Raw genomic sequence first — 26,798 nt, 5'->3', positions numbered from 1 at the left:
AATTAAACAGATGTCTAATTACTTCCCTGATGTGTATATTCGGTTTGTCTTTTTTCAAAGTACTGAGGCTCGACGATATTGTTGTGTGCATCGACAAGCACCACATTCGGTTCATGAACTGCGAGCTCCGCCTCATCCAGCTGCACGTAGCTGATGATGATGATGACATCACCGACCTGCACTCTTCTCGCAGCAGCACCATTCAGACAGATTTCCCCGGAGCCTCTTGCGCCTTCGATGATATATGTTTCAAGACGTTCACCATTATTATTATTGACGATCTGCACCTTTTCATTCGGCAGCATGTTCGCTGCTTCAAGAAGTACCGGATCAATCGTGATGCTGCCAACGTAGTTGAGGTTGGCCTCCGTCACGACAGCACGGTGTATTTTACCGTTCATCATTGTTCTGATCATTTTTCATCACCATCACATTATCTATTAATCGTGTTTTCTCAAACTTAACAGCAATGAATATTATAGCATTACCTTCTATGGTTTGAACAGGATTAAGATCAGGATGGGTAAAGATCTGCAGGTCATCGATTGTGCCGGATGTATGATCCATGATATGCGCTTCGATGCGTTCCTTGACTGATGCAGCATCCGTGACACCGTCAAGAATCAGATCACGGCCCATCATGAGCGCCTCATTGATCGCCGGTGCCTCCTCCCGCTCCACATCGGACAGGTTGACATTCCTGCTGCTTTTGGCCAGACCATCCGATTCGCGTTCCGTCGGTACTCCGATGATTTCTATATCATGGTTGAAGTCCTCGGCCATCCTTTTGATGATCATCAGCTGCTGGCGATCCTTCTCTCCGAATACGGCATAGTCCGGACGAATGATATTGAACAGCTTGTTCACCACTGTCACTACCCCTTCGAAGTGTCCCGGTCTTCTGACACCGTCAAGAATGGATGCCATCGTTTCAAGTGTCAGCAGAAGCTCAGGCTTCTTCGGATACATCTCGGTCTCTGCCGGATGGAAGACGACATCCACCCCATGCATCCGGCAGATTTCAAGGTCGCGCTCGAGATCTCTCGGATAGCTGTCGAGATCCTCATCCGGACCGAACTGCAGCGGATTGACGAATATGCTCACCACGACGATATCGCCCTTCTGCCTTGCCGCCTCGACGAGCGCCATATGTCCTTCATGCAGATAGCCCATCGTCGGCACGAGTGCGATCGACTGGCCTTTCTTCTCTTTCAGTATGCTGCGGACTTCTTCTATTGTACTCGCTGTTTTCATCATTCTTCAAATACCTTCCTCTTGTATGTTGTCGACACGTCCGGGAATTCCCCCGCCTTGACCGCTGCCACATATGACTTCAGGCCCTGCACGCCGGCTGTATTGAAATCTGCATAAGGTCTGACGAATTTCGGCAGACGTTCGGTGCCGTACTGCAGCACATCGTGATAGACCAGCACCTGGCCGTCCACATTGACGCCGGCGCCGATGCCGATTGTCGGTATCCCGAGGACAGCGGTCACTTTTTCAGCAAGGTCCGAAGGAATGGCTTCAAGCACAAGCATGGAAGCTCCCGCCGACTCCACCGCCTTGGCATCCTGGATGAGCTGCATCGCAGCCGCTTCATCCGATGCCTGCATCCTGAATCCGGTGACACCGACCGACTGGGGCGTCAGTCCAAGATGAGCAACCACAGGCACACCGGCAGCCACTGCACGCCGGATAATATCGATGCATCCGGCACCTTCAAGCTTGATGGCATTGGCATCTGTCGCCTGATACAGATCGAGTGCGTTCTGGACACTGTCGTCCACATTTCCATGATACGTACCGAATGGCATGTCCACCACGACGTAAGTATCCGGCGCCCCCCGTCTGACTGCTCTGGCATGGTGAATCATGTCATCCATCGTCACCTGGACCGTACTGGCATAGCCGAGCACCGTCATGCCGAGCGAGTCACCGACCAGGATGGTATCCATGCCTGCCGCCTCGCTCTGCTTCGCACTCGGATAGTCATACGCTGTGACCATGGTGATCTTCTCACCTTTCTCTTTCATCTGTTTCCAATCACTTGTCGCTTTCATGCTGCTGCCCCTTTCCATTCGGAAGTTATATATTATAATTAGTCTACCATATTATTTATCAACGCTACATCCACCCAAAGGAGACATATATATGAAAATTGCAGTCATCGGCATCGGTGCTGTCGGCAGCGTCATTGCGCGTGAACTTAAAAAGCTCAATCATGATACCACACTTTTCGGCAGATCGGTCAAAGAAGGCTTCACCATACTTGAAAATGGGGAAAAGCACCATTATCCATACCGGATCGAGAATGTCCATGCATATGAAGGAAAACCCTTCGACCTCATCTTTATCGCCACCAAAGCTACGGCACTCGAGACACTGTCTCGTACTACACAAGCAATGAGCCATGGGAATACGGAAATCGTCCTTTGCCAAAACGGCATGGGGTTCGATGATTTCTTCGACTCTGCCGTACCGGCAGTCGTCTACATCAGCGGTCAGAAGCATGAGGATATGGTCGAACATTTCCAGGATGCAAGGCTGCTCGTCGAAGACAGATCCTACATACATCTGGATATTTTGACGAAAGACCTATCTCAAAATGACGAAACGGAACTTGAAATACAAAAATCAAAGAATTTTATCCGTACCCGGTACGAGAAGCTGCTGATCAACCTTGGTATCAACTCACTCACTGCCCTATCCGGCAATACCGCAAAAATTTTCGACCTAGAATCCGTCGTCGGCGTGACCCGTTCACTGCTCGAAGAAGGCGTAGCCATCATCAACCAGGAGGAGACGATCATCGATCCTGCGTTTGTTGATACGGCGCTATCCGTATATAGAAGTTATAACCGTGAAATGGGAACAAGCATGTACTACGACGTCATTTCAGGTGCGAGGACCGAGTATGCCTTCATACAGAAATACCTCCATCAGCAGAAAGGAGATCTCAAAACCCCGGTCCTTGATATGGTCGTCACCCTGCTTGAGGCGTACCAGTATGAGAGGTAGAAATAGAAGATAACTCAGGAAAATGAAGTATAAAAACAGGACCTTGCCGATACTAAGGCAAGGTCCTTCTACCATATTGGTTTCAAATCAGCCATCTCAAAACAATACGCTACTACTCTACTTCAAACCGATGAAGCAGCTGGGCATTGATGGCGACAATAACAGTGCTCAAGCTCATCAGCACTGCACCAACAGCTGGACTGAGTACGATGCCCCAGGGTGCCAGTACACCTGCAGCCAACGGAATGGCAAATATATTGTAGCCGCTTGCCCAGATCAGGTTCTGCACCAGTTTGCTGAAAGTACGTCTGGACAAACTGAAGATGGCCATTATATCTTTTGGATTACTGTTGACCAGAACAATATCTGCACTGTCCATGGCGATGTCGGTACCCGCACCTACTGCTATACCGACATCCGCTTTTGCGAGTGCTGGTGCGTCGTTGATACCGTCCCCTGTCATTGCAACAACCAGTCCACGGCTTTTAATTTCCGTTACTTTTTCCGCCTTCTGATCGGGCAGCACTTCTGCGTATACTTCGTCTATTCCGATTTCTTTCGCCACGTAGTTCGCAACCTTATGGTTATCCCCGGTCAGCATGATGGCTTTAATGTTCCTATCATGCAGCTGCTCAATCGTCTGTCTGGAACTTTCCTTGATTTTATCCGTTAATGCAATGGCACCGGCAAGTGCTTCGTCAACTATCAGAAAAACAACAGTCTTTCCCTGATCCGACCATCTGTTGAAGTTGTGGTCATTGAATTGGATATCATTTTGATCCATATAGCCCGGACTGACGACTTTGACACTTCTGCCATCAACATCGCCTTCTATCCCTACGCCAGTGATGGAATTGAAATCTGTTAAACTACCAGGTTTCAGTCCTCTTTCAGAGGCTTCATTGATGATGCCTGCTGCAATAGGATGTTCTGATTCGTTCTCTACTGCTGCTGCGTAGCTCAATATGGTGTCTTCATCCAGTGCCGAGAATGACTGAATATCCGTCACACCAAATTCGCCTTCAGTCAGTGTACCTGTCTTATCGAATATGACCGCATCGATATTTCGGGCTTTTTCAAATTGCGGACGTTTGCGTATCAGCAGCCCATACTTTGCAGCAAGCGCTGTAGAGACCGAAATGACAAGCGGTGCCGCCAACCCGAGTGCGTGAGGACATGTGATGACCATGACAGTCACTGTGCGCTGTATTGCAGTGTTCATGCCTGCGCCAATACTCATCCATACAATGAATGTGGTGATGCCTGCGCCGAGGGCAATATAAAACAGCCACTTGGCGGCTTTGTTTGTGATGTCCTGTGTCTTCGATTTGGTTTCCTGGGAAGCCTTGACCATTTCGATGACCTGGCTGAGGTAGGACTCGTCCCTCAGTTTTTCCACTTCAATTGTGAGAGACCCCTCCCTATTGATTGAGCCGCCGATCACTTCATCATTAACAGATTTCGCTACCGGAACAGATTCGCCTGTCAGCATGGACTCGTCAACCTGGGATTGCCCTTTGACAATCTTACCGTCAAGAGGCATCTTCTCCCCTGGCTTGACCAGAAGCAGATCACCAGCTCTTATATCGTCCACCTGTACTTCCTCAGTATCACCGCTGCTCGTAATGCGGCTCGCACTATCCGGCATCAGTGACGCAAGCGACTCGAGTGCTTTCGATGCATTGCTGATGGAACGCATTTCGATCCAGTGGCCGAGAAGCATGATCAGTACCAACGTTGCCAGTTCCCAGAATATCACTTCTCCATCAAATCCGAATACGACAGCCATGCTGTAGAAGAACGCGATGGAAATTGCCATACCGATCAGCGTCATCATTCCCGGTTCCCTTCCCTTCAGTTCATCAAAACCACCTTTGATGAAGGGCCAGCCGCCATAGAAGAAGACGAATGTGGAGAGGGCAGCAACAATATAGGTGTCGCCATCAAAGCGCCAGTCGACACCCATGAACTGCTGGATCATTGGAGAGAGCAGCACGATTGGAATCGAAAATATCAGCACAACGAAGAACTTATTGCGAAACTCCGTCACCATATCTCCATGATCATGGCCCCCATGTCCGTGAGCGTGAGAGTCGTTGTGACCTTCATGGTTATGAGTTTCATGTTCATTATTGTCATGATTATGATGTGCGTCCATGTAATCACTCCCTATGTTATCTATATCCATATAATACCCCTAAGGGGTATAAAAATCAAGTATTTGGAATTACAGAACTTTGGACCGAGTCCGCAATTATGACTGGCATGGTATAATCGATAAGGAGTTCATACATACCGCAACTTTACAAGCATTGGAGGCACACCATTTGAAACGTTTCTTTTCCTACTACGCACCCTATAAGCTTTTATTTTTCACAGACTTCTTCTGTGCAGTCGTCGTCGGACTGCTTGAGCTCGGCTTTCCACTCATCGTCAATCTGTTCATAGACGAACTGCTGCCTTCCGGCAACTGGCAATGGATCATTATTGCAGCTGCTGGTCTGATTGTGGTCTATATGTTCAACACCTTCCTGCAGTTTATTGTCACCTACTGGGGACATATGCTCGGTACGAACATAGAGCGGGATATACGCAATGACCTATACGCACATATCCAGCGGCTGTCCTACCGCTTCTTCGACAACACCAAGACCGGCAAGCTGCTGACACGGCTGACCAATGATCTGATGAACGTCGGCGAGATGGCGCACCATGGTCCTGAAGATCTTTTCATCGCCATCATGACACTGCTCGGTGCTTTCGGCATCATGTTCGCCATCCATCCTGAACTGGCGATCATCTCGTTCATCATCGTCCCACTCATCCTGGTGATTGCCATCTACTTCAATAAGAAGATGACGGTGGCCTTCCGGGAACTGTTCGGCCGTGTCTCGGACTTCAACCATATGATCGAGGACAAGATCGGCGGCATACGACTGGTCCAGGCATTCGCCAATGAAAAGCGCGAATACGACAGCTTCAGAGTAATCAACGAGTCATTCAGAAAAACAAAGCTGAAAGCATACAAGATCATGGCGTTCAATACATCGACCACCTATATGCTGATGCGTCTCGTAACCGTCTTCATCCTGATTGCCGGTGCATACTATACGATGAATGGAGAATTGACATTCGGCGAATTCGCCGCATTCATCCTCATTTCAAACATACTTTTCAAGCCACTCGAGAAAATCAATGCAGTGATCGAGCTCTATCCGAATGGTATTGCCGGCTTCAATCATTTTACCGAGATCATGCGTGAAGTGCCGGATGTGCAGGATCGTGAAAATGCAGTGCCGCTTGAAGACGCTCGTGGTCATATTGTCTATGATGATGTCACCTTCGCCTATGAGGATAAGACTGTATTGAACAGCATTTCACTGTCCATCAAACCAGGTGAAACCGTTGCGTTCGTCGGACCGAGCGGGGCCGGAAAGACTACGCTCTGTTCCCTATTGCCAAGATTCTACGATGTTACAGAAGGGGCCATCCAGGTGGACGGGACGGATATCCGCGACTACACACTCGCTTCACTGAGGGAAAATATCGGTACAGTCCAGCAGGATGTCTTTCTGTTCTCCGGTTCACTCCGGGACAACGTGGCATACGGCAAGCCGGAAGCAGATGATGCGGAAATATACGCAGCACTTGAAAAAGCACAATTGAAGGAACTTGTAGATAGCTACCGTGACGGCCTCGATACAATTGTCGGGGAGCGCGGGGTCAAACTATCGGGCGGCCAGAAGCAGCGCATCGCCATTGCACGCATGTTTCTGAAGAACCCGCCGATCCTCATACTCGATGAAGCGACAAGCGCCCTCGACACGGCAACGGAAGTACAGATCCAGACTGCCTTGAACCGTCTGGCAGAAGGCCGGACGACACTCGTCATCGCCCATCGTCTTGCCACCATCAAGAATGCAGACCGCATCATGGTCGTGACAAAGGAAGGCATTTCTGAAAATGGCACCCATGAAGAGCTGGTGTCCAAAGAAGGCGGCATCTATAGATCACTTCATGATGCGCAGTTCACGTACCAGACGACTTGAAACCCGAACTAAATCCTAAAAACATTGTACTTTTAAACTAAAATGTGAACTTAAGACAAAAATAGTGTTGAAAAGTTCGTTTATTATGTTATGATTATGTACATCTTAAATACAAAGCACTCATATAATCGCAGGGATATGGCCTGCAAGTTTCTACCGGGATACCGTAAATGTTCCGACTATGGGTGAGTAACTTGCGTGGATACACTCGAAGTATACTCATCTCATTGATGTGTGCTTTGAGTTTTTTTATTTTAAAAATACTTTTTGGGGTGTTGTTCATGGAGTTGCTCAAGGAAAAAATACTGAACGAAGGTGTCGCACTATCGGACACGGTACTGAAAGTGGATCACTTTCTAAATCACCAGATCGATCCGGAACTCATGGTTGAAATCGGCCAGGCGTTCAAGGAAAGATTCGAAGGAAAAAATATTACGAGAATACTGACGCTTGAATCTTCAGGCATTGCACCTTCTGTCATGGCAGGGCTTGCGCTCGGTGTACCGGTCGTATTCGCCAGAAAAAGGAAATCTCTGACGCTTGATGAAAATCTGCTCACTGCAGAAGTCTATTCATATACAAAACAGGAAACCAATACGATTGCTGTAGCGGACAAGTTCATCTCAAGTGATGATTCCATTCTGATCATCGATGACTTCCTCGCCAATGGCGAAGCGGCAAACGCGCTTGCTGATATCGTTCATCTTGCTGGTGCACGCGTCGCAGGCATCGGCATCGTCATCGAGAAATCATTCCAGGACGGTGCACAGAAGCTCAAGGACAGAGGCTATCATGTCGAGTCGCTCGCACGCATCGCTTCCCTGTCCAATGGGGAAATCAACTTTCTGTCAGGGGTGAACGCATAATGCAGATGTCAAAAACGAAACAGCTGTCACTCGGCTTCCAGCACGTACTCGCCATGTATGCAGGCGCAGTCGTCGTTCCACTTATTGTCGGCGCCGCCATCGGACTCACATCTGCCCAGCTGACATATCTCATTGCCATCGATATTTTCATGTGCGGTATCGCAACGATTCTTCAAGTATGGAAGAACCAGTTCTCAGGCATCGGACTGCCCGTCGTCCTCGGCTGTACGTTCACCGCTGTCGGACCGATGATCGCCATCGGCACCACTTATGGCATCACATCGATCTATGGCGCCATCCTCGTCACCGGACTGTTTGTACTGCTGATTGGAAAATACTTCAGCAAGATGATCCGCTTCTTCCCGCCAGTCGTAACGGGTACTGTAGTCACCATCATCGGAATTACACTCGTTCCCGTCGCGATGCATGACATCTCAGGCGGCCAGGGCAGTGCTGACTACGGCTCCGGCCTCAACCTGGCACTCGGATTCAGCACACTCGCTGTCATTTTGATTCTATTCAGATTCGGCAAAGGTTTCCTGAAGTCCATCGCCATTCTGAGCGGTATCGTCATCGTCACCATCGTGAGTTCATTCTTCGGCATGGTCGACATGACTGAAGTACGCGACGCATCATGGTTCCACCTGCCCCACTTCTTCTTCTTCGGCATGCCGGAATTCCACCTGGTGCCGATCGTCACGATGATGCTCGTTGCCGTCGTCGGACTCGTTGAAGCGACAGGCGTCTACTTTGCACTCGGAGATATCTGTGAGGAAGAGATCGAAGAGAAGGATCTGAAGCGCGGCTACCGTGCCGAAGGCATGGCCATCATTCTCGGCGGCCTGTTCAACTCCTTCCCGTACACGACCTACTCCCAGAACGTCGGACTCGTCCAGTTGTCCGGTGTGAGAAATAAACGCATCATCTACATCGCCGGCGTCATGCTGATCCTGCTCGGTCTCGTACCGAAGATCGGTGCGATTACGATGGTCATACCGACACCAGTTCTCGGTGGTGCAATGCTCGCAATGTTCGGCATGGTCATTTCATACGGTATCAAGATGCTTTCAAGAGTCGATTTTGAAAACCAGAACAATCTGATGATCATGGCCATCTCAATCGGCATGGGACTTGGCGTCACAGCAGTTCCTGAGCTGTTCGCCATCGTACCGTCCACCTTCGGCGTCATCGCTGAAAGCGGCATCGTCCTCGGCAGTCTGACTGCCATCGTTCTGAACCTTGTGTTCAACTTGAGAAGTGAAAACGTCGAGCAGACTTCGCTTGAGAGTGAACAGATGACACAATAGACAAAAAACCATCGTTCGATATTCATATATCGAACGATGGTTTTTTTCGTTACATACTACTTACAATCAACAGCACCGCCACAACAGCAATCTCAAGACCTAGTATAGACTTCAAAAAGATATCAGCATCAGAGTGCTTCATGCTTCTGCCATTACTATTGAAAAGTTTAGATCGGCTCGTAAACAGCAGAATTGCTGTCAGAAAAATGATCGGCAGCATCAGTTCCAGATACATCATAGTTCTGTCTCCCCTTGTGTTTGAAATTAGATGGAGTCTACAGTGCAATCATTTCCTTTTCCGCCATCTCACTGAGTGCGGTGGTCAGTGCATAGACGACGTGTTCGAAGACGAGTCCGCCCTGGACGAACACGGTGTAAGGACTGCGTATCGGACCGTCGGCGCTGAGCTCGAGTGAGGCGCCCTGTATGAATGTGCCTGCAGCCATGATGACGGGGTTTTCATATCCGGGAATATCACTTGGTACGGGCAGGAACTGGGAATTGACAGGGGATGCCTTCTGGATCATCTGGGTGAATGTGATCATCTCTTCCTGTGTATGGAAGGATACACTCTGGATCAGATCGGTGCGTCGGGCGTCAGGGCTTGGATCTGTTCTGAGTCCTGCCTTAGACAGAAGATGACTTGTCAGTACACCGCCATTCAAACTCTCGATGACGGCATGCGGGGCCAAGAAAAAGCCCTGGTACATATCCTGGAGTGCATTCAGACTGGCCCCCATCTCCTTGCCGATGCCTGGTACAGTCAGACGGTAGCTGATGCGGGTGATGAGTTCACGGTTACCGGCAATGTATCCACCCATGCGTGCAAGACCCCCGCCTGGATTTTTGATCAGGCTGCCAGCAATGACATCGGCGCCTGCCTCGATCGGTTCCCTTGTCTCGACGAACTCGCCATAGCAGTTGTCGACGAAGATGATAATATCGGGATGCTTCTCCTTTATTTTATGGATCATCGTTTCCATTTCGTCGATTGAGAGTGATTTACGCATGCTGTAGCCGCGTGATCTCTGTATCGCAATCATCTTCGTCTGGGGTGTAATGGCTGCCATGATGGCCGGTTCATCAAACTGGTCATCCACAAGATCAATTGACTTGTAGCCGACGCCCTTTTCCTTCAGGCTGCCGATGTCCCTCGGAGAGTTGCCGATGACCTTCTCGAGTGTATCGTACGGCTCTCCGCTGATATAGATGAGTTCATCCCCCTTTTCAAGCAGGGCAAGCAGAACGAGACTGATCGCATGGGTGCCGGAGATGATCTGACTTCTGACAATCGCATCCTCGCTTCTGAATACATTACGGTAGATCTCCTCAAGCTTGTCGCGGCCGGTATCATCATAGCCGTAGCCTGTCGTCCCGGTGAAGTCACTCTCGGCCACACCATTCTCATGAAAAGCCTCCATGACCTTATTGAAGTTTTTCTGTGCAATTTTTTTATTCCTTTTCATGATCGGTTCAATCTCATCGATGGATGCCTCCACCAATGCTTCTATCTCTGTAGTCTCCAAACTGCTACTCCTCGTTTCTCTCTGAAATTCTTTGGCTCCATGCGCCTGGCGGTTCATAGCCGGTCATCCGGTATGTCTGTGCATCGTCATCCAGAGTCTGTTCTTCTACAATCGTATACCGCTTCAGATCATAGATCTTCTGAGGCTGTGACAGCGGCAGTTCCGCATCATATTTCTCCATATGTGTCTTCATGAAGTCCTCAAGTATCTGGAGCAGCTCCATGGGCGGCATGCCGGTATTCACATACGCATGGGGTTCACCCGGCGTGTAGTGGACGGTATCATCGATATCCGTCTTGTTGAAGAATACGATGGATGGAATATGCTCCATGTCGAGCTGCTTCATCAGATTTCTGACCGTATCATAATGCGTCTGCAGGTTATCCGAACTGTTGTCGATGACATGGATCAGGAAATCACTGTCTGCCGCCTCTTCCAGTGTCGATTTGAAGCTCTCGACAAGGGTCGTCGGCAAGTTCTGGATGAAGCCGACGGTGTCGGACAGGATGCATTCGAATCCGGAAGGCAGTGTAATCTGACGGGTTTTCGGGTCCAGAGTGGCAAACAGTGCGTTCTGTTCATACGTATCACTTTTCGCCATGGCATTGAATAATGAGGACTTGCCTGCATTGGTATAGCCGATGAGCGACACTTTGACCACCTGGTTCCGGTTGCGCTTCTCACGGTAGCGCTCGCGGTGGGATTCGACAACCTGGAGCTGCTTCCTGATCTCCTTGATCCGCTGGTTGATGTGCCTGCGGTCGGTTTCAAGCTTCGTTTCACCAGGCCCCCTCGTCCCGATACCGGCACCGAGACGGGAAAGGTTGATACCCTGGCCTTTCAACCGTGGCACAAGATACTGCAGCTGGGCCAGTTCCACCTGCAGCTGGCCGGCCTTCGACATGGCCCTCATGCTGAAAATATCCAGAATGACCTGGGTACGGTCGATGACCTTCGTATCCATAATCGCTTCTATCGACCGGTTCTGACTGGCAGTGATCTCGTCATTGACAATCGTGTAGTCGATCTCTTCGTCCTCTCCATATGATTCCCGCGTCTCCGACAGGAAACCAGTGCCTGCATACGATCTAGGATCCACTGATGACCGGTTCTGTATATGGACACCGATGATCTCGATATCCACAGACTCTGCCAGGCTCCGAAGCTCCTCCACCTCGGACTGGACGTCTTTTCTTTTCGGTGTATTCACTGAAATGATGACACCTTTATACGTTTTTGACATTTGCGTACCTCCTCAGCTGCTTTAGCCTTCCATACCCGTTTTGCTGATCGGTTATGGGATTCGTGTTTAATAGAGCCAGATTTTGTCTAAATGAAAGATATATTTGTGTTTGTCGTTTTAGAAAGGGGCCTCGAATCATGAAGACGCATATATATGATCTGAAAGTTCATGATGATACCGGCATACCAATGGATATGAGGGATTTTGAAGGCAAAGCCATTCTGATAATCAATACTGCAAGTGAGTGTACATTCTGCAACCAGCTGTCCGAACTTGAGTTCCTCTATCAGAAGTACAAGGATGAAGGGCTTCGGGTACTTGTCTTTCCTTCCGACGACTTCATGAACTCTGAACCGCTCGATGCTTCTGAAGCCCGGTTCCACTATAATAGGGAATATGGCGTTACATTCGATGTGATGGAAAAGGTGAATGTCAAAGGAGATAGCATCCATCCTCTATTCAAGCATCTGACTGAAAGCAAGAATGGTCTTTTGACCAATACTGTAAAGTGGAACTTCACCAAATTCCTGATTTCAAGAGAAGGCAGAATCGTGAAACGCTTCCCACCGCAAAAATCCCCGCTTACATTTGAAGATGACATCCTAAGAGTACTCAGAGGCTAAAAAAGCATCCCACCAGATGGGATGCTTTGTGCTATTTGGTAAACGTGCTGATGGCATGCTTGTAGATCAGATGATCCTTGCCGCCTGACTGCAGCTGGATGACAAATCTATCAAAGTCTATGACAGTCCCCCGCATCTGAAACCCATTTACCAGAAACACGGTCACTTCGACTTCCGACTCCTTGAATTCACTGAGAAACTTCTCCTGCAGATCACCATTAGTCATTTTTCTTTCTCTCCTTCGTGTGTAGGAATTGATATATATCCTCAAATATAGTATCCGTATTCACTGAATCAAGATCGTACCAATTCACGGGAAGCTGATTCCTGAAGAAAGTCAGTTGTCGTTTGGCATATTGCCTGGTATGCTGTTTGATGGTTTCTTTCACCTCTTCGAGGGAAGCACTGCCCTCGAAGTATGGCAGGAATTCCTTGTAGCCGATGGCTGCACTTGCCGTTCTGGACAGGGAACTGTCGCTCATCAGTGCGCGCACTTCATCTTCAAGCCCCATCTCGAACATCTTGTCGACACGACTGTTGATGTTCTCATGCATTATTTTTCTATCACGTGTCAATCCTACTATAAATGTATCATATTTCATCTCGTCTGTGTAGCCGGGGCCTTCCCTGCTGCTGATCCGGTTGCTCAGTTCATGCTTGACCAGTGCACGGATGACCCGCTTGCGGTTGTTCTGGTGGATCTCCTGTGCAAGCTTCGGATCAATCGCCCTGAGACGGCTGTGAAGAATGGTCGAACCGAGCTTTTCGAGCCGCGCTGTCAGAGCACGCTTTTCCGCATCATCCTCATCGTTGAATTCATAGCCATAGATGAGCGCACGGATGTAGTGTCCGGTGCCTCCGACGATGAAGGGCACATCCCCGGCTTCATGGAATTCATCTATGACCTCATCGACATGCTTCTGGAAATCGTGCACCGAGAATGATGTATCCGGCGGCATGACATCGATCATATAATGCTGGACCCCATCCATCTCTTCCTCTGTAATCTTTCCTGTACCAATATCCATCCCCTGGTACACCTGCATCGAATCTCCGCTGATGATCTCAAGGTTGAACCGCTTCGCAATTTCGACGCCGAGTGACGACTTTCCGATTGCGGTCGGTCCCACCAGAATAAGCAGCTTCTTCTTTTCAGACATGTCTCATCACCCACTCCACCAGTCTGTTGTATACCTGTTCGCGATTTTTTTCAAAAAGCACTTCATGACGGCTCGTATCATAGAGCTGCACCGTAACGCTATCCGAGTAGTGCCGGTAGAGGCGTGCCAGGTTGCGTATATCTTTACCGCGGCTGGAGAACGGATCATCCTTGCCGCCGACCAGCAGGATCGGCACGTCGCGGTCGAGCCGCTTCAGATTTTCCTGCTTTGTGCTGAGCCGGATATGCCGCACAATTTCCGAAAGTGCCCGGTTGCTCATCTTGAATCCGCAATAGTCATCCCTGTTGTATTGCGCCACCTTGGCATCATCCTCCGACAGCCAGCGATTCTTCTGTGTACCCGGAAACGACGCATCATAGCCGGCGAACGCAAGGCGGTTGATTGTTTCGGACTTCATCCTCGGTGCTGCATTGGCAAGTCCGCTGAGCATCTTTGAGGAGAGCTGGTCAAAGAAGGCGTCCCTGCTGCCGGTGCCGACGATGATACCGCCATCGTAGACGCCCCGCTCAAGCAGTCGCCTGGCAACGATCGAGCCCATCGAATGGCCGAGGATGAACTTCGGCAGATCATGCGGAATGACGGATGAGACAGCCAGCGCATCCTCGATCAGCAGATTGAAGTCGTCAAAATGGCCGGGATCCTGCTCATCTTCGCCATGACCACGGTGATCGTGCATGATGGCCATGCAGTCATTCATTGCAAGCCATGTCATCATTTCGCTGTAGCGGCCCATATGTTCCGCCATACCGTGCATGAGCTGGATGGCACAGACAGGGGATTCCGGAGAAAAGATTTTTATTTTTATGCGGCGTCCGTAGTTATCTATCGTCTCTTCGCTGATCTTCATCTTATTCCTCCCTACTTCATAACGCGGTTGAACATGCGCTCGATTTCGTAAGTACTCATGTGGATGATGACCGGTCGGCCATGCGGGCACGTATAGGGCGATCTGCAGGATCCGAGTGACTCAAGGAGCGCTTCGATCTGCGGCCGATCCAGATAATGATTCGCCTTGATGGACTGCTTGCAGCTCATCATGATGGCCATCTCCTCCTTGTACTGGCTGACGGAGAAATCGGACTTTGATGAAACGAAATGGATCAGTTCCTCGATATCCGCTTCCGGGTTCCTGTCATCGATCCAATTCGGATAGGCTGTCACTGCATACTGCCTGATGCCTGTCTTCTCGATATCAAAGCCGAGTGACTGGAGGCGTTTTTGCCTATCATCTATTTCTATTATATCACTCATCGGAAATTCGAAAGTATACGGGATCAGAAGCGGTACCCTGTCCGTCTTCCCTCTGGTGATGTTCTCCGAATAGTATTCGTATTTGATCCGCTCCTGTGCGGCATGCTGGTCCATCATATACATGCCGGTGTCATTCTGTAGAATGATATAGGTGCCGTGGAGCTGGCCCACGATTTCAAGATACGGCAGCTTTTCTTTTTCCACCGCCTCCTCTGCAGCTTCTATAGGTGTGTCAGGAGCTGTCTGACTTTCCGCCGGCGGTGCTTCGCGTGCAGGTTTCTGTACATGCCGCTCTGCCGGTGGTCCTATTGCTTCTTGTGTTTCGTTCAGTACCGTCTTTTTCGGTACTATTCTATAGTCGGTCGAAGTCTTGCTGAAGTTTCGGGTCACGGGGTGATGCCGGCCGGTCTCCGTTCTTTTGTCAGGCTGTCGTTCCACATTGGAAAAATCAAGTGTGTCCTGCGTCGTCTGCTGTCTCGCTACGGGAGCTTTTCTTGTGACGTCAGGGATGAGCATCTCGTCCTTCATGCGTGAACGGACTGCCGATTCAAGCAGCTGGTTCAGCTCGCGTTCCTTCGAAAAGCGGACTTCTGTCTTGGCCGGATGGACGTTGACATCGACCAGCTTCGGATCCATTGTGATGTCGATGATCGCAATGGGGTATTTGTCTTTCGGCTGCAGCGTATGGTAGCCGTTGATGACCGCCTGCGACAGCCGGAAACTCCGGATGAACCGGCGGTTGACGGAGATGTTGAGATAGTTGCGGCTGCTGCGGGTTATCTCCGGACGGATCAGGAAGCCCCGGATGTGAAAGTCCGCATCCCGGGCTTCGAATGCCACCGCATGCCGTGCGATGTTCAGTCCATAGATGTCGCTGATGACTTCCTTGAGGTTGCCATTGCCTTTCGTCATGACCTTCTCGCTGTGATCCAGCACAAGACGGAAGCTGATATTCGGATAGGCCAGTGCCATGCGCTGGATGACATCGATGATCTTGCCGCTTTCCGTACGCATCGAACGCATATACTTGAGCCGTGCCGGTGTGTTGTAGAAGAGATCTGTTATGGTGATATCGGTCCCTTTCCGTTCCTTGCCGGGAATCTGCTCGGCCAGACTGCCGCCCTCGAACCGGATGAATACGGGATTGCCGTCCACGTGCTTCGTTTCGACCGTCACTTTCGCCACGGCCCCGATGCTCGCCAGCGCCTCGCCGCGGAAGCCGAGTGAGCGGATCTGGAACAGATCATAGTCCATATCAATCTTGCTTGTTGCATGCCGCTGGAACAGCAGTGGTCCATCGGTATGGTGGATGCCGTCGCCATCATCAACGATGCGGATCTGCTTCATTCCCGATTCCTCTATAAATACTTCGATCTGCCTGGCGTTGGCGTCGATCGAGTTCTCAAGCAGCTCCTTGACTACGGAACTCGGCCGTTCGACCACTTCTCCGGCGGCTATCTTATTCTGTATTGCACTGTCCAGTACTTTTATTGAACCCATATCATCACTCGCCTTCAAGCTCGTTTTTAAGTTCCTGCAGCTTCATCATTGCATCGAGCGGTGTCATCGCATTGATATCAACAGCCTTGAGCTGGTCGATGACCGGATGGGTTTCATACGTCTCCGTATCATCGAGCGGCAGGGACAGCTGCCGGCTGCCGATGACATGTCCGTCCTGCTCGAATCCTTTGAGCAGTTCGTGAGCCCGCTTCGTCACTTCATCCGGCAGTTCGGCAAGGCGTGCCACATGGATGCCGTAGCTCCGCTCCACCGGACCAGGCTTCACCTTGTGGAGGAATATCAGCTTGCCGTCATACTCGGTCGCCTTGACATGGACATTCTTCAGATGGTCCAGTTCATTTCCAAGCCGTGTCATCTCATGATAATGCGTCGAGAAGAGTGTCTTCGCACCGATATGATGGTGGATGTACTCGAGCATCGACTGGGCAAGCGACAGGCCGTCGTAGGTGGATGTCCCCCGCCCGATCTCATCAAAGATCAGCAGGCTGTTTTCGGTCGCGTTCTGCAGTGCTTCATTGGCCTCCATCATTTCAATCATGAAAGTCGACTTGCCGCTTGCCAGGTCATCGCTCGCCCCGATGCGGGTGAAAATCTGGTCGAAGATGGGCAGTGTGGCTTTTTCTGCCGGCACATACATGCCCATCTGTGCCATGATGCTGATGATCGCCGTCTGCCGCATGTAAGTACTCTTACCGGACATGTTCGGTCCTGTAATCAGGTAGATGAATGTCTCCTGGTCCATGTCGAGGGAGTTCGGTACATACGTGTTCTCGCCGATCACCTTCTCGACCACCGGGTGGCGGCCCTCCTTTATGGACAGCGTGCTGTCGCTGAATTCGGGACGCACCAGGCGGTATTCATTCGCCACAGTTGCAAATGAGATGAGGCAGTCGAGGGTGCTGATGATGTCGGCGGTCGTCTGGAGCCGTGGAATGAACTGCTCCATCTGCTGGCGCAGCTCGACAAAGAGATTGTACTCCAGAATGATGCTTTCATCCTGCGCACCAAGCAGCTTCGATTCCATCTCCTTCAGTTCAGGGGTGATGAAGCGCTCCGCATTGGTCAGCGTCTGCTTGCGCTGGTATTCGAAATGGTCGGCATCGAAGTTTACGGCATTGCCTTTCGAGATTTCGATATAGTAGCCGAACACCTTGTTGAATCCGACTTTCATATTGCGGATGCCTGTGCGTTCCCGTTCCCGCTCGATATAGTCATCGAGCCATATCCTGCCATTGTTTGACAGGTAGCGGTATTCATCAAGCTTCTCGTTGTACCCTTCCTTGAAGATGCCGCCTTCCCGCACTGTCTTCGGCGGCGTATCATCGAGGCTTGAATCGAGCAGTTGATGGACATCATGGAGCGTATCGAAATCGCTGAACAGGGTAGTATCCATCAGACCGATCCGGCTGAGCATATTTTCGATTGCCGGCAGTCCTGCCAGCGAATCCCGCATCTGGACGAGGTCCTTTGCATCAATGTTGCCGAAGCTGAGCCGGCCGACGAGCCGCTCAATGTCGTAGACATTATTGAGCAGCCCCCGGATATCTTCCCTCTCCAGAAAGTTCTCGAGTAATACAGCCACCACGTTCTGACGCACATGAATGGCATCCTGGCTGAGCAGCGGCCGCTCGATCCATTTTCTCAGCTTGCGCTTGCCCATCGGTGTCTCCGTCCTGTTCATGTACCAGAAGAGAGAGCCTTTTGTCTTCTTGGTCTGCAGGCTCTCCAGCAGCTCGAGATTCGACAGGGCGGCATAGTTGAGCTGCATCGTCTCCTTGATGCGGTGCTTCGCCACTGTTCTGAAATGCTTCAGATCGCGCATGTTATGGGCGCGGATATAGCTGATCAGCAGATCAAGTGCCTGCTTTTCCCCTGCAGTGATTGCCGGGTCGTAGTCGAGCGGGTGATGCACATCGTTTGTGAACGGCGTATTGACCGGCGGATCGGCATACAGTTCCGACAGGACCCCCTGGATATTCTCCTCGATGACAATCTCCCTCGGACCGATCCGGTCGATCTCGCTTTTCAGCACCGTCATATCGTCCGTGCAGAATGCGGAGATCTCCCCTGTCGATATGTCCGAATAGGCAGCATTGAAAACGCCACCCTGTTCGTCCAGTGCAAGAATGTAGTTGCTGCGGCCGTCATCCATACCGAAATCGTCAATCAGAGTACCCGGTGTGATGACACGCACCACGCCACGTTTCACCATGCCCTTCGTCTGCTTCGGATCCTCGAGCTGTTCACAGATCGCTACCTTATAACCCTGGTCGATCAGACGCTCGATATAGCTCTTCGCAGAATGGTAGGGCACGCCGCACATCGGAATCGGATCCTTCTTCTTGTCCCGTGATGTCAAGGTGATCTCGAGCAGCTTGCTCGCCGTGACGGCATCTTCATAGAACAGCTCGTAGAAGTCCCCCATCCGGTAGAGGAGCAGAACATCCGGATGTTCCGCCTTTATATTCAGATACTGCTGCATCATTGGTGTTACTGTAGTCATCTAAACACTTCCATTACTAAAATATAATTGCATTATATCATGCAGCTCATCATATGTTGAATTCCTTTAGAACTCCTTTTTTGTCAAGCTGGCCAAGAAGAAGCCATGAGATCAGCGATCCGATCATTGTACTTGCCAGAAATGCAGGAGCCAGCACAAAGAAAAAATCGAGGTCCAGGCCAAGCACTGCGATCAGAGGCAGCGTGGCGAGCGAACCAAGAATACCAGTGCCGAGCATCTCCCCGGCAGCAGTCGGCCCAAGCTTCTTGAACTTCCGGTATAACAGAAACGCAACCAGTGCCCCGATCATGCTGCCAGGGTACGCAAAAGGCGATCCGGTTCCCATCATGATCCGTATTGTCGATGAAAGAAACGCCTGCACTACGGCAAAGGGGCCGGTGAGTACTACGCTGACTACATTGATGAGGTGCTGCACTGGCGCAGCTCTGACTGGGCCGAGTGGTATGACGATAAAAGTGCTCAGTACAACGTTCAGTGCCACAAGTACACTTGTCATGGTCAATTTTCTGGTTAATTTCCTGTCCATTGATACATCTTCCTTCCGAAAAAAGGGCTGTACATCCTTTAGAGATGCACAGCCCTTTTATATTTTTGTCTAATCCTGTTTACGATTCGGCATGTTTCTCATTGCCGCTCCGGTTTCACCTTCAAGAATATCTCCACCTGTAGAAGTGATGACCTCGTTGGTCACCGTCTGACTGATGGCATGGGAGACCATCTGCAACAGCTCGTTGACCTGTCCCTGGGATTCCTTGAACTGGTTGACGATCGGCATCTCATCTAGTTCCGCCTCAACCTTCTTTATTTTCTCCTCGGTCATCTGGTAGGCACGTTCCTTGCCATAGTTCTGGAAGTTGACAGCCTGCTTCTGCAGACTCTTCAGGCTCGCCATCTTTTCGCGGACATCCTTGTTCTCATGGATTTTCGCTTCAGCTTTCTTGAAGAAGTCGACCTGCTCAGTTTCTGCAATCATGCTGCCAAGTGCCTTGGCTTCTTTTACAATTTCATCTTTCGTATACATAGCGCTTCCACCTTTTCCTATTTTGACACCGGTGGCCCGGCAATATTCTCTCATCATCCGCATGAATCATCGGTGAATCAAATCTTATATCAGTATATACGTTTTCACCGCATAATTCAAAACTATTTGGCTGTCATTTCATCTTGCATCGGTAGTGGCAAAAGGGCTGTACCACTGACCCAGCTGATATGAAAAAATGACTGTCAGGATGATGAGCATGATGAAAAGGAGATCGATGATGGAAAATGAAGTCCGGTGGTAGTATGTCCTCGGTCCATCATCGAATCCCTTCGATTCCATCGCGATGCCGAGCCGGTATGCCCGGCGGATGCTCTGGCTCAGAAGCGTGATGATGGTCGTGGAAAATCCCTTATAGCCGCTGATGTATTTCCTGTGGATCAAAGGCCGCCTCACTTTGCGCGCACGCCTGAGTGTCATATACTCATTGGCGATGATCGGCACCATGCGGATCGCGGCCATGAACGCGTAGGCGAACTTCGGCCTGAGACCCCCCTGCTGCATCATACTGTAGAAGACGTCCGTCAATTTCGTTGTGAACACGACCAGTGCCCCAAAGAACGACAGTACGACACCACGCATCATGATATGAACACCGCGCACAGTGCTCTCCTCAGTGATGTGGACGATACCGAAGCGGAGGAGCGTGGACGTTCCTTCCCCGTAGAAGATCATGTACAGGCTTGAGATCAGACCGAAAAACAGGATGGTCGCAGTGAGCAGGACGAGGTAGCGGATTTTGACGCCGCTCAATACGATCAGCAGAACCAGCATGAGCAGCGACAGATGGAACAGGTGGTTCGGATCATGGATGAGTACGACGGCGAGAAACAGGCCGACCGCCACCAGAATCTTGGTGATCGGGTTGACCCGGTCTGCAGGTGTACTGTAATGTCTGATTGCTTCAATCATCAGACCCGCCTCCTTCCATCAGCGTCCCGTCCTCTATCCGCAGTCTTCTTGAAGGATAGCGTATTTTGATTTCTTCATCGTGTGTGATCATGATGATGGTCGTGCCCGACTTGACCATATCATGCAGCATTTGAAGCAGCCGGAATGCGTGCCGCTGATCGAGGCCGAAAGTCGGTTCATCCAGAATGATGATTTCGGGAATGCCGCCGGCTGCCGTCGCCACACTCAGACGGCGCTTCTGCCCTGTCGAAATTTCGAGCGGATGCAGATGGCGGACTTTACCGAGACCAAGTCTTTCTATCAGTGCGTCCGCTTTCTGCTTTGCTTCCTCCCTGTCAAAGTGCAGCTCGAGATTGATGAACACTTCGTCAAAAACAGTGTTTGTAATGAACTGCAGTTCGGGATTCTGAAATACCGGATAGAGCGCTCCGTTATAATGCTTCTGCTTCTTCACTTTTTTAATTTTGAACTGTATATCCCCGTCTGACGGAATCAGCTTCATCAATGCCAGGAGCAGGCTTGTCTTTCCTGTGCCATTATCCCCTTCAAGAGTGATCCACTCCCCTTTCCATATATCAAGTGCATCGATGGTCAGAAGCTGCCTTTTCCCTCTTCTGACCACCAGGTCGCGGGCTTCTAGCAGTACATCCGACTGTGCTTTTATTTCAGGAAGACGTGGAGCATTGTGCCAGGATTCAGGATGCCATACGCCGAACGCATCAAGTGCATCCCGGTGGTTTTCGAGCATTTCATCCGGCGGCCCTATCCTGTCGATCCGGCCCTGGTCATCCATGAGTATGACACGGTCGACCTTATCCCATATATTCTCCACGCGGTGCTCGATGATTACTACCGTGCGGCCGTCCCACATCTGCTGGATGGTTTCCCACAAATGTTCGGCAGACCCCTCATCGAGCATACTCGTCGGTTCATCCAGGAACAGCGTGTCCGCCTGCTGCAGCAGTGCACTTGCGATGGCAAGCTTCTGCTTCATGCCGCCGGACAGTGTGTGGATGGCTGCAGCGGGATCGATATCAAGACCGACCGTACTGAGTATCTGCACGATTCTCTGGTCCATATCCTCTCTTTCGACCTGCCTGTTCTCCATGATGAATGCAAGCTCCTCTGCCACCGTGGGCATCGTAAACTGGGAATCCGGATCCTGGAAGACATAGGCACCGGAATTCGGAAGCTCCAGCTGATCGGCCTTCATCGGTACATCGATGACGTTCGGAATGAGTCCCCCGAGAACGTTGAGCAGAGTACTCTTGCCTGAGCCACTCGGTCCGACAATCAGCACCTTTTCCTTATCCTCTATTGTGAGTTCAAGGTCTGTAAACAGGCGCGCTTGTGCCTCCGGGAACTTCAATCTGAGGTTTTTGACTGCGATGGCCATTCCTACAGTCCTTCATCGGCTGTGGCCTTCTGTCCGACCAGTTTCAGTACGCCGGTTCCTTTCAGCCCCTGGTACAGCAGATGGGCAAGTCCGCCGGCAATGAGTGCACCACTCAGCACTCTGAAGCCGAACATGAGCAGCAGATTCCACGTTGCAAGCTGTCCAAGATAACCGTAATACCAGTCGAGCGGCAATGTTGAAAGCGCCGCTGCCACACCAGCCGCAACTGCCACCATCAGCGAAGTGCTCTTATACTTCACGACTGCAAAGACAATTTCACACGCCAGTCCCTGGATCAATCCATAGACGATCAGCATGACGTCGAACTGCAGCATGACGATCGTCTCCCCTGACGCGGCTGCGAATTCAGCAATCAGTGCCACACCTGGCTTTCTGATGATCAGGTAGGCGACGACTGCTGCGATGAACCACATGCCGTAAAGCAGCTGGTTCAGATGCAGACCAAGGGGTTCGAGTGCCGTATAGACACCACCCCATATCGAGTAGATGAATGCAAACACGAGTGCGATGACGACCGTGACCAGTACATCGGTCAATGTCAATCCGTTTTTTCTTACCATGGTAAAACCCTCCAGACATTATTTTCCAAATAAAAAACACACCACTAGCGGAGTGGTGTGCATATTTATAGGAAAATATGCCACTTCCCTACGCTAGTATGATCTAGATCAGGTAATGAGGGTGATTCTCAGTCCAAACGGACACCCCTAGTGGTCGTTTCTTATTCGGTTGTATCCATGGTAATACACTTCTGATGATTTGTGAAGCTATTTATTATCTGACACCATCTGGTAGTAGCGCCCCTCCTGTCGGAGAAGTTCCTGCTCAGAGCCGCTTTCGACCAGTTCACCGAGATCCATGACGAAGATCCGATCCACCGCCTTGATGGTATTGAGCCGATGGGCGATGATGATGCTTGTGCGGTCCTTCATGAGCCGTTCCAGTGCCTCCTGGATTTTCAGCTCCGTCACAGTGTCGATGCTGCTCGTCGCTTCATCCAGCAGCAGAATGGCGGGATCCGTGATCAGTGCGCGGGCAATCGAAATCAGCTGCTTCTGTCCTTGTGAAATGAAACCTTCATCCGCTTCAAGGATGGTGTCATAGCCGTTTTCAAGCTCGACGATGAAGTCATGGGCATTGGCGAGCCTGGCGGCCTCAACAACATCGTCATCCGTCGCATCGAGCTTCCCATAGCGGATGTTCTCCCGGATGGTCGACTCGAAGAGATATGGGTCCTGCAGGACGAATGCCGTCTGGGAGCGTACAGTGGCACGGGCATAGTCGAGAATATCCTCTCCATCGATCCGCACCTGGCCGGAATCCGTTTCATAGAACCGGGCCAGCAGCTGCATGACAGTCGTCTTTCCTGCGCCTGTGGCACCTATCAGTGCCACGGATTCACCGGCTGCTATCTTAAAGCTTAGATTTCTGATCGTCGGTGTCTTCTGCTCTGGATCATAGGAGAAGGAGACATCGTCAAACTCGATTTCGCCTTTGATGGTCTTATCTTCAATTTTTCCATGGTCGTTCTCGGTTTCGGAATCCATGATGCCGAATACACGCTCAGCACCGGCGATGGCCGACAGCACCTGATTGAACTGGTTGGACAGGTCGGCAAGCGGACGGGTGAACTGCCTCGCATACTCGGCGAATACCACAATGGTTCCGATGGTGACGAGGCCAGTGCCCGAGAGCGCCAGCAGCCCGCCGGCACCCGCAACAATCGTAAAGCTGATATTATTAAGCATATTCATCACTTTAGGAATGAACCCGGCATACAGGAATGCCCAGAATGTAATGTCCCGAAGACTGCCGGCCTTTTCGTTGAAGTTCTTGATCGCCGTCTCCTCCTGGGAGAACACTTTGACGATCTCCTGGCCGGAGACCATCTCCTCGATGTAGCCGTTCAGTTCACCTGTGGCACGCTGCCGCTTCTTATAGAGCGGACCGGTGCGCCGTGTGATGAAGCCGACAGCGAATATCAGTACAGGAATGATCAGCACCGTGAGCAGGGTCAGCAATGGACTCAGATAGATCATGACGCTGATGGTCCCAATGAGTGTGACGACACTTGTCGTGAACTGGATGAATGATGTATTGAGCGTCTGTGAAATGGTCTCGATATCATTTGTCATCCGGCTCATCAGTTCGCCGTGCTGGCGCTTGTCATAGAAGCGTACCGGCAGTTTCTGCATATGCGAAAACAGTCTCGAGCGCAGCTTGTACACCGTGCGCTGCGACAGCCCGACCATCATGAAGGCGGCAAGGTACTGTGTCGATGACAGCAGTACATAGACGACGAGCAGAAGCAGGAGTATTCTGGCGAGCCCATCCATCTGCTGCTGGACGAAATAGTTATCGACGATGTAGCCGACGAGGAACGGCCCGGTGATGCTGAGCAGGCTGGTCAGTGTGACGAGGAAAATGATCGCATACAGAAGCACACGCTCTTCATTGATGAAGCGCCACATTCTCTTCAGCGTGCCCCATATATCGTTGGCCCGCTGGTCTTCCTTCTTTTTTCTGCGTCCGATTTCCTCTTTTTGAAGGACCGGTTCATTGCCGAATGGTCTTCTGATAAAATCAATCATCCAGCTGACCCCCTTCCGTCTGCGATTGAACTATGGAGCGGTATAGTGATGACTCTTGCATCAGTGTGTCATGGGGACCGAGTGCACTGATCTCCCCGCCATCCAGTATGAGGATACGGTCCGCCATTTTGGCGGTGACCACTTTCTGGGTGACGATGATCTGTGTTGTATTCTCTTCTTTGATCGCGTCCCACAATGCGGACTCGGTGCGGATATCAAGCGCCGAAGTGCTGTCGTCGAGAATCAGTATGCCCGGCCTGCGGACAAGCGCACGTGCAATCGACAGACGCTGCTTCTGACCACCGGACAGTGTCACACCCCTCTGGCCGACGCGTGTCTCGTAGCGATGATCGAAAGTATTGATCGAATTGTGGATCTGCGCCTTCTGGGTGGAAGTGAACACTTCCGACTCGCCTGCATCGAGATCACCCCACAGCAGGTTCTCGAAGATGCTGCCCGAGAACAGTACCGCGGACTGCGGCACGTAGCCGATGGTCTCCCTGAGATCATCCTCGTTCCAGTCTTTGGCATTGATGCCGTTGATATAGACATCGCCCTCCTTCACATCATACATCTTCGGAATCAGGCTGAGCAGCGTACTCTTGCCGGAACCTGTGCCACCCATGATGACGAGTGTTTCATTTTCTTTGACTTCGAAGTTGATATCACGGAGGACATAACGTGTCGAACCGGGATATTTGAAGGACACATTTTCGAACTTCACCGTGCCGGCCTGGTCCACCTTCCTGATCTCTTCATTGTTGTTTGATGTGATTGGTGCAACGAGCACCTCCTCCATCCGTTCACTGGATGCTTTCGCACGGCTGAATGCAATGATGATGAAGGCGAACATGGAGAAGCCGCCCTGCATGCGAAGGGCATAATTGATGACCGCAACCACTTCACCTACTTCGACATTGTTGTTCTGCAGCAGGTCGGACGCCATCCACAACACGACAAGCAGACTGCCGTTGATGATCAGAAGCAGCACAGGCATGATCGATTCCATCAGTCTCAATGCATAGATCGTATCATCCTTCAGGCGCCCTGCCACCTTGCTGAATTTGCTGATTTCAAAGTTTTCCCGGTCATTGGCCTTGATCAGCCTGACCGCTTCGAGATTCTGCTGGATGAAGCGGTTGATCCTATCCAGACGTTTCTGGACACGCAGGAAGATCTGTCCACCCTTGCGTGCAGTGATAATCAGGAAAATAAGTAGAACCGGCGTCAGAAATGACAGGTAGAAGCCGAGCGTCGGATTGACGACGAACGACATGATGAGTGATCCGATGACAAGCAGCGGTGCTCTTAAAATGATGCGCAATGACATATAGAGCAGCATTTCCGTCTGCAGCACATCCTGCGTCATCCTTGTGATGAGGCTTGATGTCGGGAATTTGGACAGCGTCGCAAGCGTAAAGTACTGCACTTTCCGAAACAGTGCTGTCCGTATATCATAGCTGAAGCTTGTGGCGACCTGGCTTGAGAAGTAGGAATTGATGATGCCGCTGATGAAGGCGGCCATGCTGATGCCGAACATGATCAGCAGGTAGAACCATACAGCATCTATGTCCTCTGCCACGATGCCGTCATCGATGACTTTTGAAATCAGATAAGGCTGAAGCAGCTCTACAGCCAGTTCAATGAACATGAAGAAGAGAGCCACTATGATGAACCATTTATACTTGAGCGCGTATTTGTAGACTGTCAGCAATTGTTCCACCCATTTC

Annotated in this window: 24 protein-coding genes and 2 riboswitches; of the genes, 5 read left to right on the top strand and 19 right to left on the bottom strand. The window is 50.7% G+C overall.

The features are described 5' to 3' along the window. Positions 1-14: 14 nt before the first annotated feature. From panD to panB, 3 genes are read right to left on the bottom strand one after another with little or no spacing between them, the layout of a single operon-like run. Entirely contained in the window at positions 15-416 is a 402-nt protein-coding gene (panD, locus tag J4760_RS01780; RefSeq protein WP_237604579.1) for an aspartate 1-decarboxylase, read from the bottom strand. Continuing rightward, positions 391-1,257, bottom strand: a complete 867-nt coding sequence (gene panC / locus J4760_RS01775; RefSeq protein WP_237604578.1) for a pantoate--beta-alanine ligase — start codon at positions 1,255-1,257, stop codon at positions 391-393. Before panC ends, panD begins: the two co-directional genes overlap by 26 nt. Continuing rightward, positions 1,254-2,060 (bottom strand): 3-methyl-2-oxobutanoate hydroxymethyltransferase, encoded by an 807-nt coding sequence (panB, locus tag J4760_RS01770; protein ID WP_237604577.1) that lies wholly within the window; start codon positions 2,058-2,060, stop codon positions 1,254-1,256. The genes panC and panB overlap by 4 nt, the downstream gene beginning before the upstream one ends. A 91-nt stretch (positions 2,061-2,151) precedes the next feature. Here panB and J4760_RS01765 point away from each other — a divergent pair, with 91 nt between their 5' ends. Next, positions 2,152-3,018, top strand: a complete 867-nt coding sequence (locus tag J4760_RS01765; RefSeq protein ID WP_237604576.1) for a 2-dehydropantoate 2-reductase N-terminal domain-containing protein — start codon at positions 2,152-2,154, stop codon at positions 3,016-3,018. 112 nt (positions 3,019-3,130) lie between these two features. Here the strand turns inward: J4760_RS01765 and J4760_RS01760 are convergent, their stop codons facing one another. Next, positions 3,131-5,176, bottom strand: coding sequence for a copper-translocating P-type ATPase (locus J4760_RS01760; protein WP_237604575.1), 2,046 nt, complete (start codon positions 5,174-5,176; stop codon positions 3,131-3,133). Between the two features lie 154 nt (positions 5,177-5,330). On the opposite strand from J4760_RS01760, the gene J4760_RS01755 reads away from it, so the two are divergent. The 3 genes from J4760_RS01755 (at position 5,331) to J4760_RS01745 (ending at position 9,240) form a co-directional block, all read left to right on the top strand. Then, positions 5,331-7,067 carry an ABC transporter ATP-binding protein gene (locus J4760_RS01755; protein WP_483314034.1) on the top strand — a complete coding sequence of 579 codons (1,737 nt, stop codon included), beginning with the start codon at positions 5,331-5,333 and terminating at the stop codon, positions 7,065-7,067. A gap of 100 nt (positions 7,068-7,167) precedes the next feature. Continuing rightward, a riboswitch (purine riboswitch) is annotated at positions 7,168-7,269 on the top strand. Positions 7,270-7,348: 79 nt separating this feature from the next. Then, entirely contained in the window at positions 7,349-7,933 is a 585-nt protein-coding gene (locus J4760_RS01750) for a xanthine phosphoribosyltransferase (protein ID WP_237604573.1), read from the top strand. Further along, complete coding sequence (locus J4760_RS01745; protein ID WP_145285525.1) at positions 7,933-9,240, top strand: nucleobase:cation symporter-2 family protein; 1,308 nt, start codon at positions 7,933-7,935, stop codon at positions 9,238-9,240. The genes J4760_RS01750 and J4760_RS01745 overlap by 1 nt, the downstream gene beginning before the upstream one ends. 49 nt (positions 9,241-9,289) lie before the next feature. Here the strand turns inward: J4760_RS01745 and J4760_RS01740 are convergent, their stop codons facing one another. Genes J4760_RS01740 through hflX form a run of 3 tightly spaced genes read right to left on the bottom strand, consistent with a single transcriptional unit; the run spans position 9,290 to position 12,009 of the window. Then, entirely contained in the window at positions 9,290-9,478 is a 189-nt protein-coding gene (locus J4760_RS01740; RefSeq protein WP_237604572.1) for a hypothetical protein, read from the bottom strand. 37 nt (positions 9,479-9,515) lie between these two features. Further along, positions 9,516-10,766: a methionine gamma-lyase family protein gene (locus J4760_RS01735; protein ID WP_255695218.1), complete on the bottom strand. Its 1,251-nt coding sequence runs from the start codon at positions 10,764-10,766 to the stop codon at positions 9,516-9,518. A gap of 4 nt (positions 10,767-10,770) precedes the next feature. Continuing rightward, positions 10,771-12,009: a GTPase HflX gene (gene hflX, locus J4760_RS01730; protein ID WP_237604571.1), complete on the bottom strand. Its 1,239-nt coding sequence runs from the start codon at positions 12,007-12,009 to the stop codon at positions 10,771-10,773. A 137-nt stretch (positions 12,010-12,146) separates the two neighbouring features. Here hflX and J4760_RS01725 point away from each other — a divergent pair, with 137 nt between their 5' ends. Continuing rightward, positions 12,147-12,632: a glutathione peroxidase gene (locus J4760_RS01725; RefSeq protein ID WP_145285509.1), complete on the top strand. Its 486-nt coding sequence runs from the start codon at positions 12,147-12,149 to the stop codon at positions 12,630-12,632. Between the two features lie 31 nt (positions 12,633-12,663). Here J4760_RS01725 and hfq read toward each other — a convergent pair whose 3' ends face one another. The 12 genes from hfq to J4760_RS01665 all read right to left on the bottom strand — a co-directional run bounded on the left by hfq (position 12,664) and on the right by J4760_RS01665 (position 26,782). Continuing rightward, on the bottom strand, positions 12,664-12,858 hold the full coding sequence (gene hfq, locus J4760_RS01720; RefSeq protein WP_145285506.1) for an RNA chaperone Hfq: 195 nt from the start codon (positions 12,856-12,858) through the stop codon (positions 12,664-12,666). Continuing rightward, the gene (gene miaA, locus J4760_RS01715; protein WP_145285504.1) at positions 12,851-13,792 is read right to left on the bottom strand and encodes a tRNA (adenosine(37)-N6)-dimethylallyltransferase MiaA; all 942 of its coding nucleotides are present in this window, start codon (positions 13,790-13,792) and stop codon (positions 12,851-12,853) included. The genes hfq and miaA overlap by 8 nt, the downstream gene beginning before the upstream one ends. After that, positions 13,785-14,660: an alpha/beta fold hydrolase gene (locus J4760_RS01710; RefSeq protein ID WP_237604570.1), complete on the bottom strand. Its 876-nt coding sequence runs from the start codon at positions 14,658-14,660 to the stop codon at positions 13,785-13,787. Before J4760_RS01710 ends, miaA begins: the two co-directional genes overlap by 8 nt. Positions 14,661-14,671: 11 nt before the next feature. After that, positions 14,672-16,564 carry a DNA mismatch repair endonuclease MutL gene (mutL, locus tag J4760_RS01705; RefSeq protein ID WP_237604569.1) on the bottom strand — a complete coding sequence of 631 codons (1,893 nt, stop codon included), beginning with the start codon at positions 16,562-16,564 and terminating at the stop codon, positions 14,672-14,674. Between the two features lie 4 nt (positions 16,565-16,568). Continuing rightward, complete coding sequence (mutS, locus tag J4760_RS01700; protein WP_237604568.1) at positions 16,569-19,088, bottom strand: DNA mismatch repair protein MutS; 2,520 nt, start codon at positions 19,086-19,088, stop codon at positions 16,569-16,571. A gap of 49 nt (positions 19,089-19,137) precedes the next feature. After that, complete coding sequence (gene thiW / locus J4760_RS01695; protein WP_145285493.1) at positions 19,138-19,635, bottom strand: energy coupling factor transporter S component ThiW; 498 nt, start codon at positions 19,633-19,635, stop codon at positions 19,138-19,140. A 69-nt stretch (positions 19,636-19,704) separates the two neighbouring features. Then, positions 19,705-20,130, bottom strand: coding sequence for a YlbF/YmcA family competence regulator (locus tag J4760_RS01690; RefSeq protein ID WP_145285490.1), 426 nt, complete (start codon positions 20,128-20,130; stop codon positions 19,705-19,707). 138 nt (positions 20,131-20,268) lie between these two features. Continuing rightward, entirely contained in the window at positions 20,269-21,060 is a 792-nt protein-coding gene (locus tag J4760_RS01685; RefSeq protein ID WP_237604567.1) for an energy-coupling factor transporter transmembrane component T family protein, read from the bottom strand. Continuing rightward, complete coding sequence (locus J4760_RS01680; RefSeq protein ID WP_237604566.1) at positions 21,053-22,456, bottom strand: ABC transporter ATP-binding protein; 1,404 nt, start codon at positions 22,454-22,456, stop codon at positions 21,053-21,055. The genes J4760_RS01685 and J4760_RS01680 overlap by 8 nt, the downstream gene beginning before the upstream one ends. Positions 22,457-22,458: 2 nt before the next feature. Next, on the bottom strand, positions 22,459-23,037 hold the full coding sequence (locus J4760_RS01675) for an ECF transporter S component (RefSeq protein ID WP_145285481.1): 579 nt from the start codon (positions 23,035-23,037) through the stop codon (positions 22,459-22,461). Between the two features lie 68 nt (positions 23,038-23,105). Next, a riboswitch (TPP riboswitch) is annotated at positions 23,106-23,196 on the bottom strand. A 48-nt stretch (positions 23,197-23,244) separates the two neighbouring features. Next, positions 23,245-25,068 carry an ABC transporter ATP-binding protein gene (locus J4760_RS01670; RefSeq protein ID WP_145285478.1) on the bottom strand — a complete coding sequence of 608 codons (1,824 nt, stop codon included), beginning with the start codon at positions 25,066-25,068 and terminating at the stop codon, positions 23,245-23,247. Next, positions 25,061-26,782 (bottom strand): ABC transporter ATP-binding protein, encoded by a 1,722-nt coding sequence (locus tag J4760_RS01665; RefSeq protein ID WP_145287308.1) that lies wholly within the window; start codon positions 26,780-26,782, stop codon positions 25,061-25,063. The genes J4760_RS01670 and J4760_RS01665 overlap by 8 nt, the downstream gene beginning before the upstream one ends. Positions 26,783-26,798 lie beyond the last annotated feature (16 nt).

Source organism: Salinicoccus sp. ID82-1, assembly GCF_021991715.1.
GTDB lineage: Bacteria > Bacillota > Bacilli > Staphylococcales > Salinicoccaceae > Salinicoccus > Salinicoccus cyprini.
The sequence above is the reverse complement of the archived record's forward strand: the minus strand, read 5'-3'. Positions and strand labels throughout refer to the sequence as shown.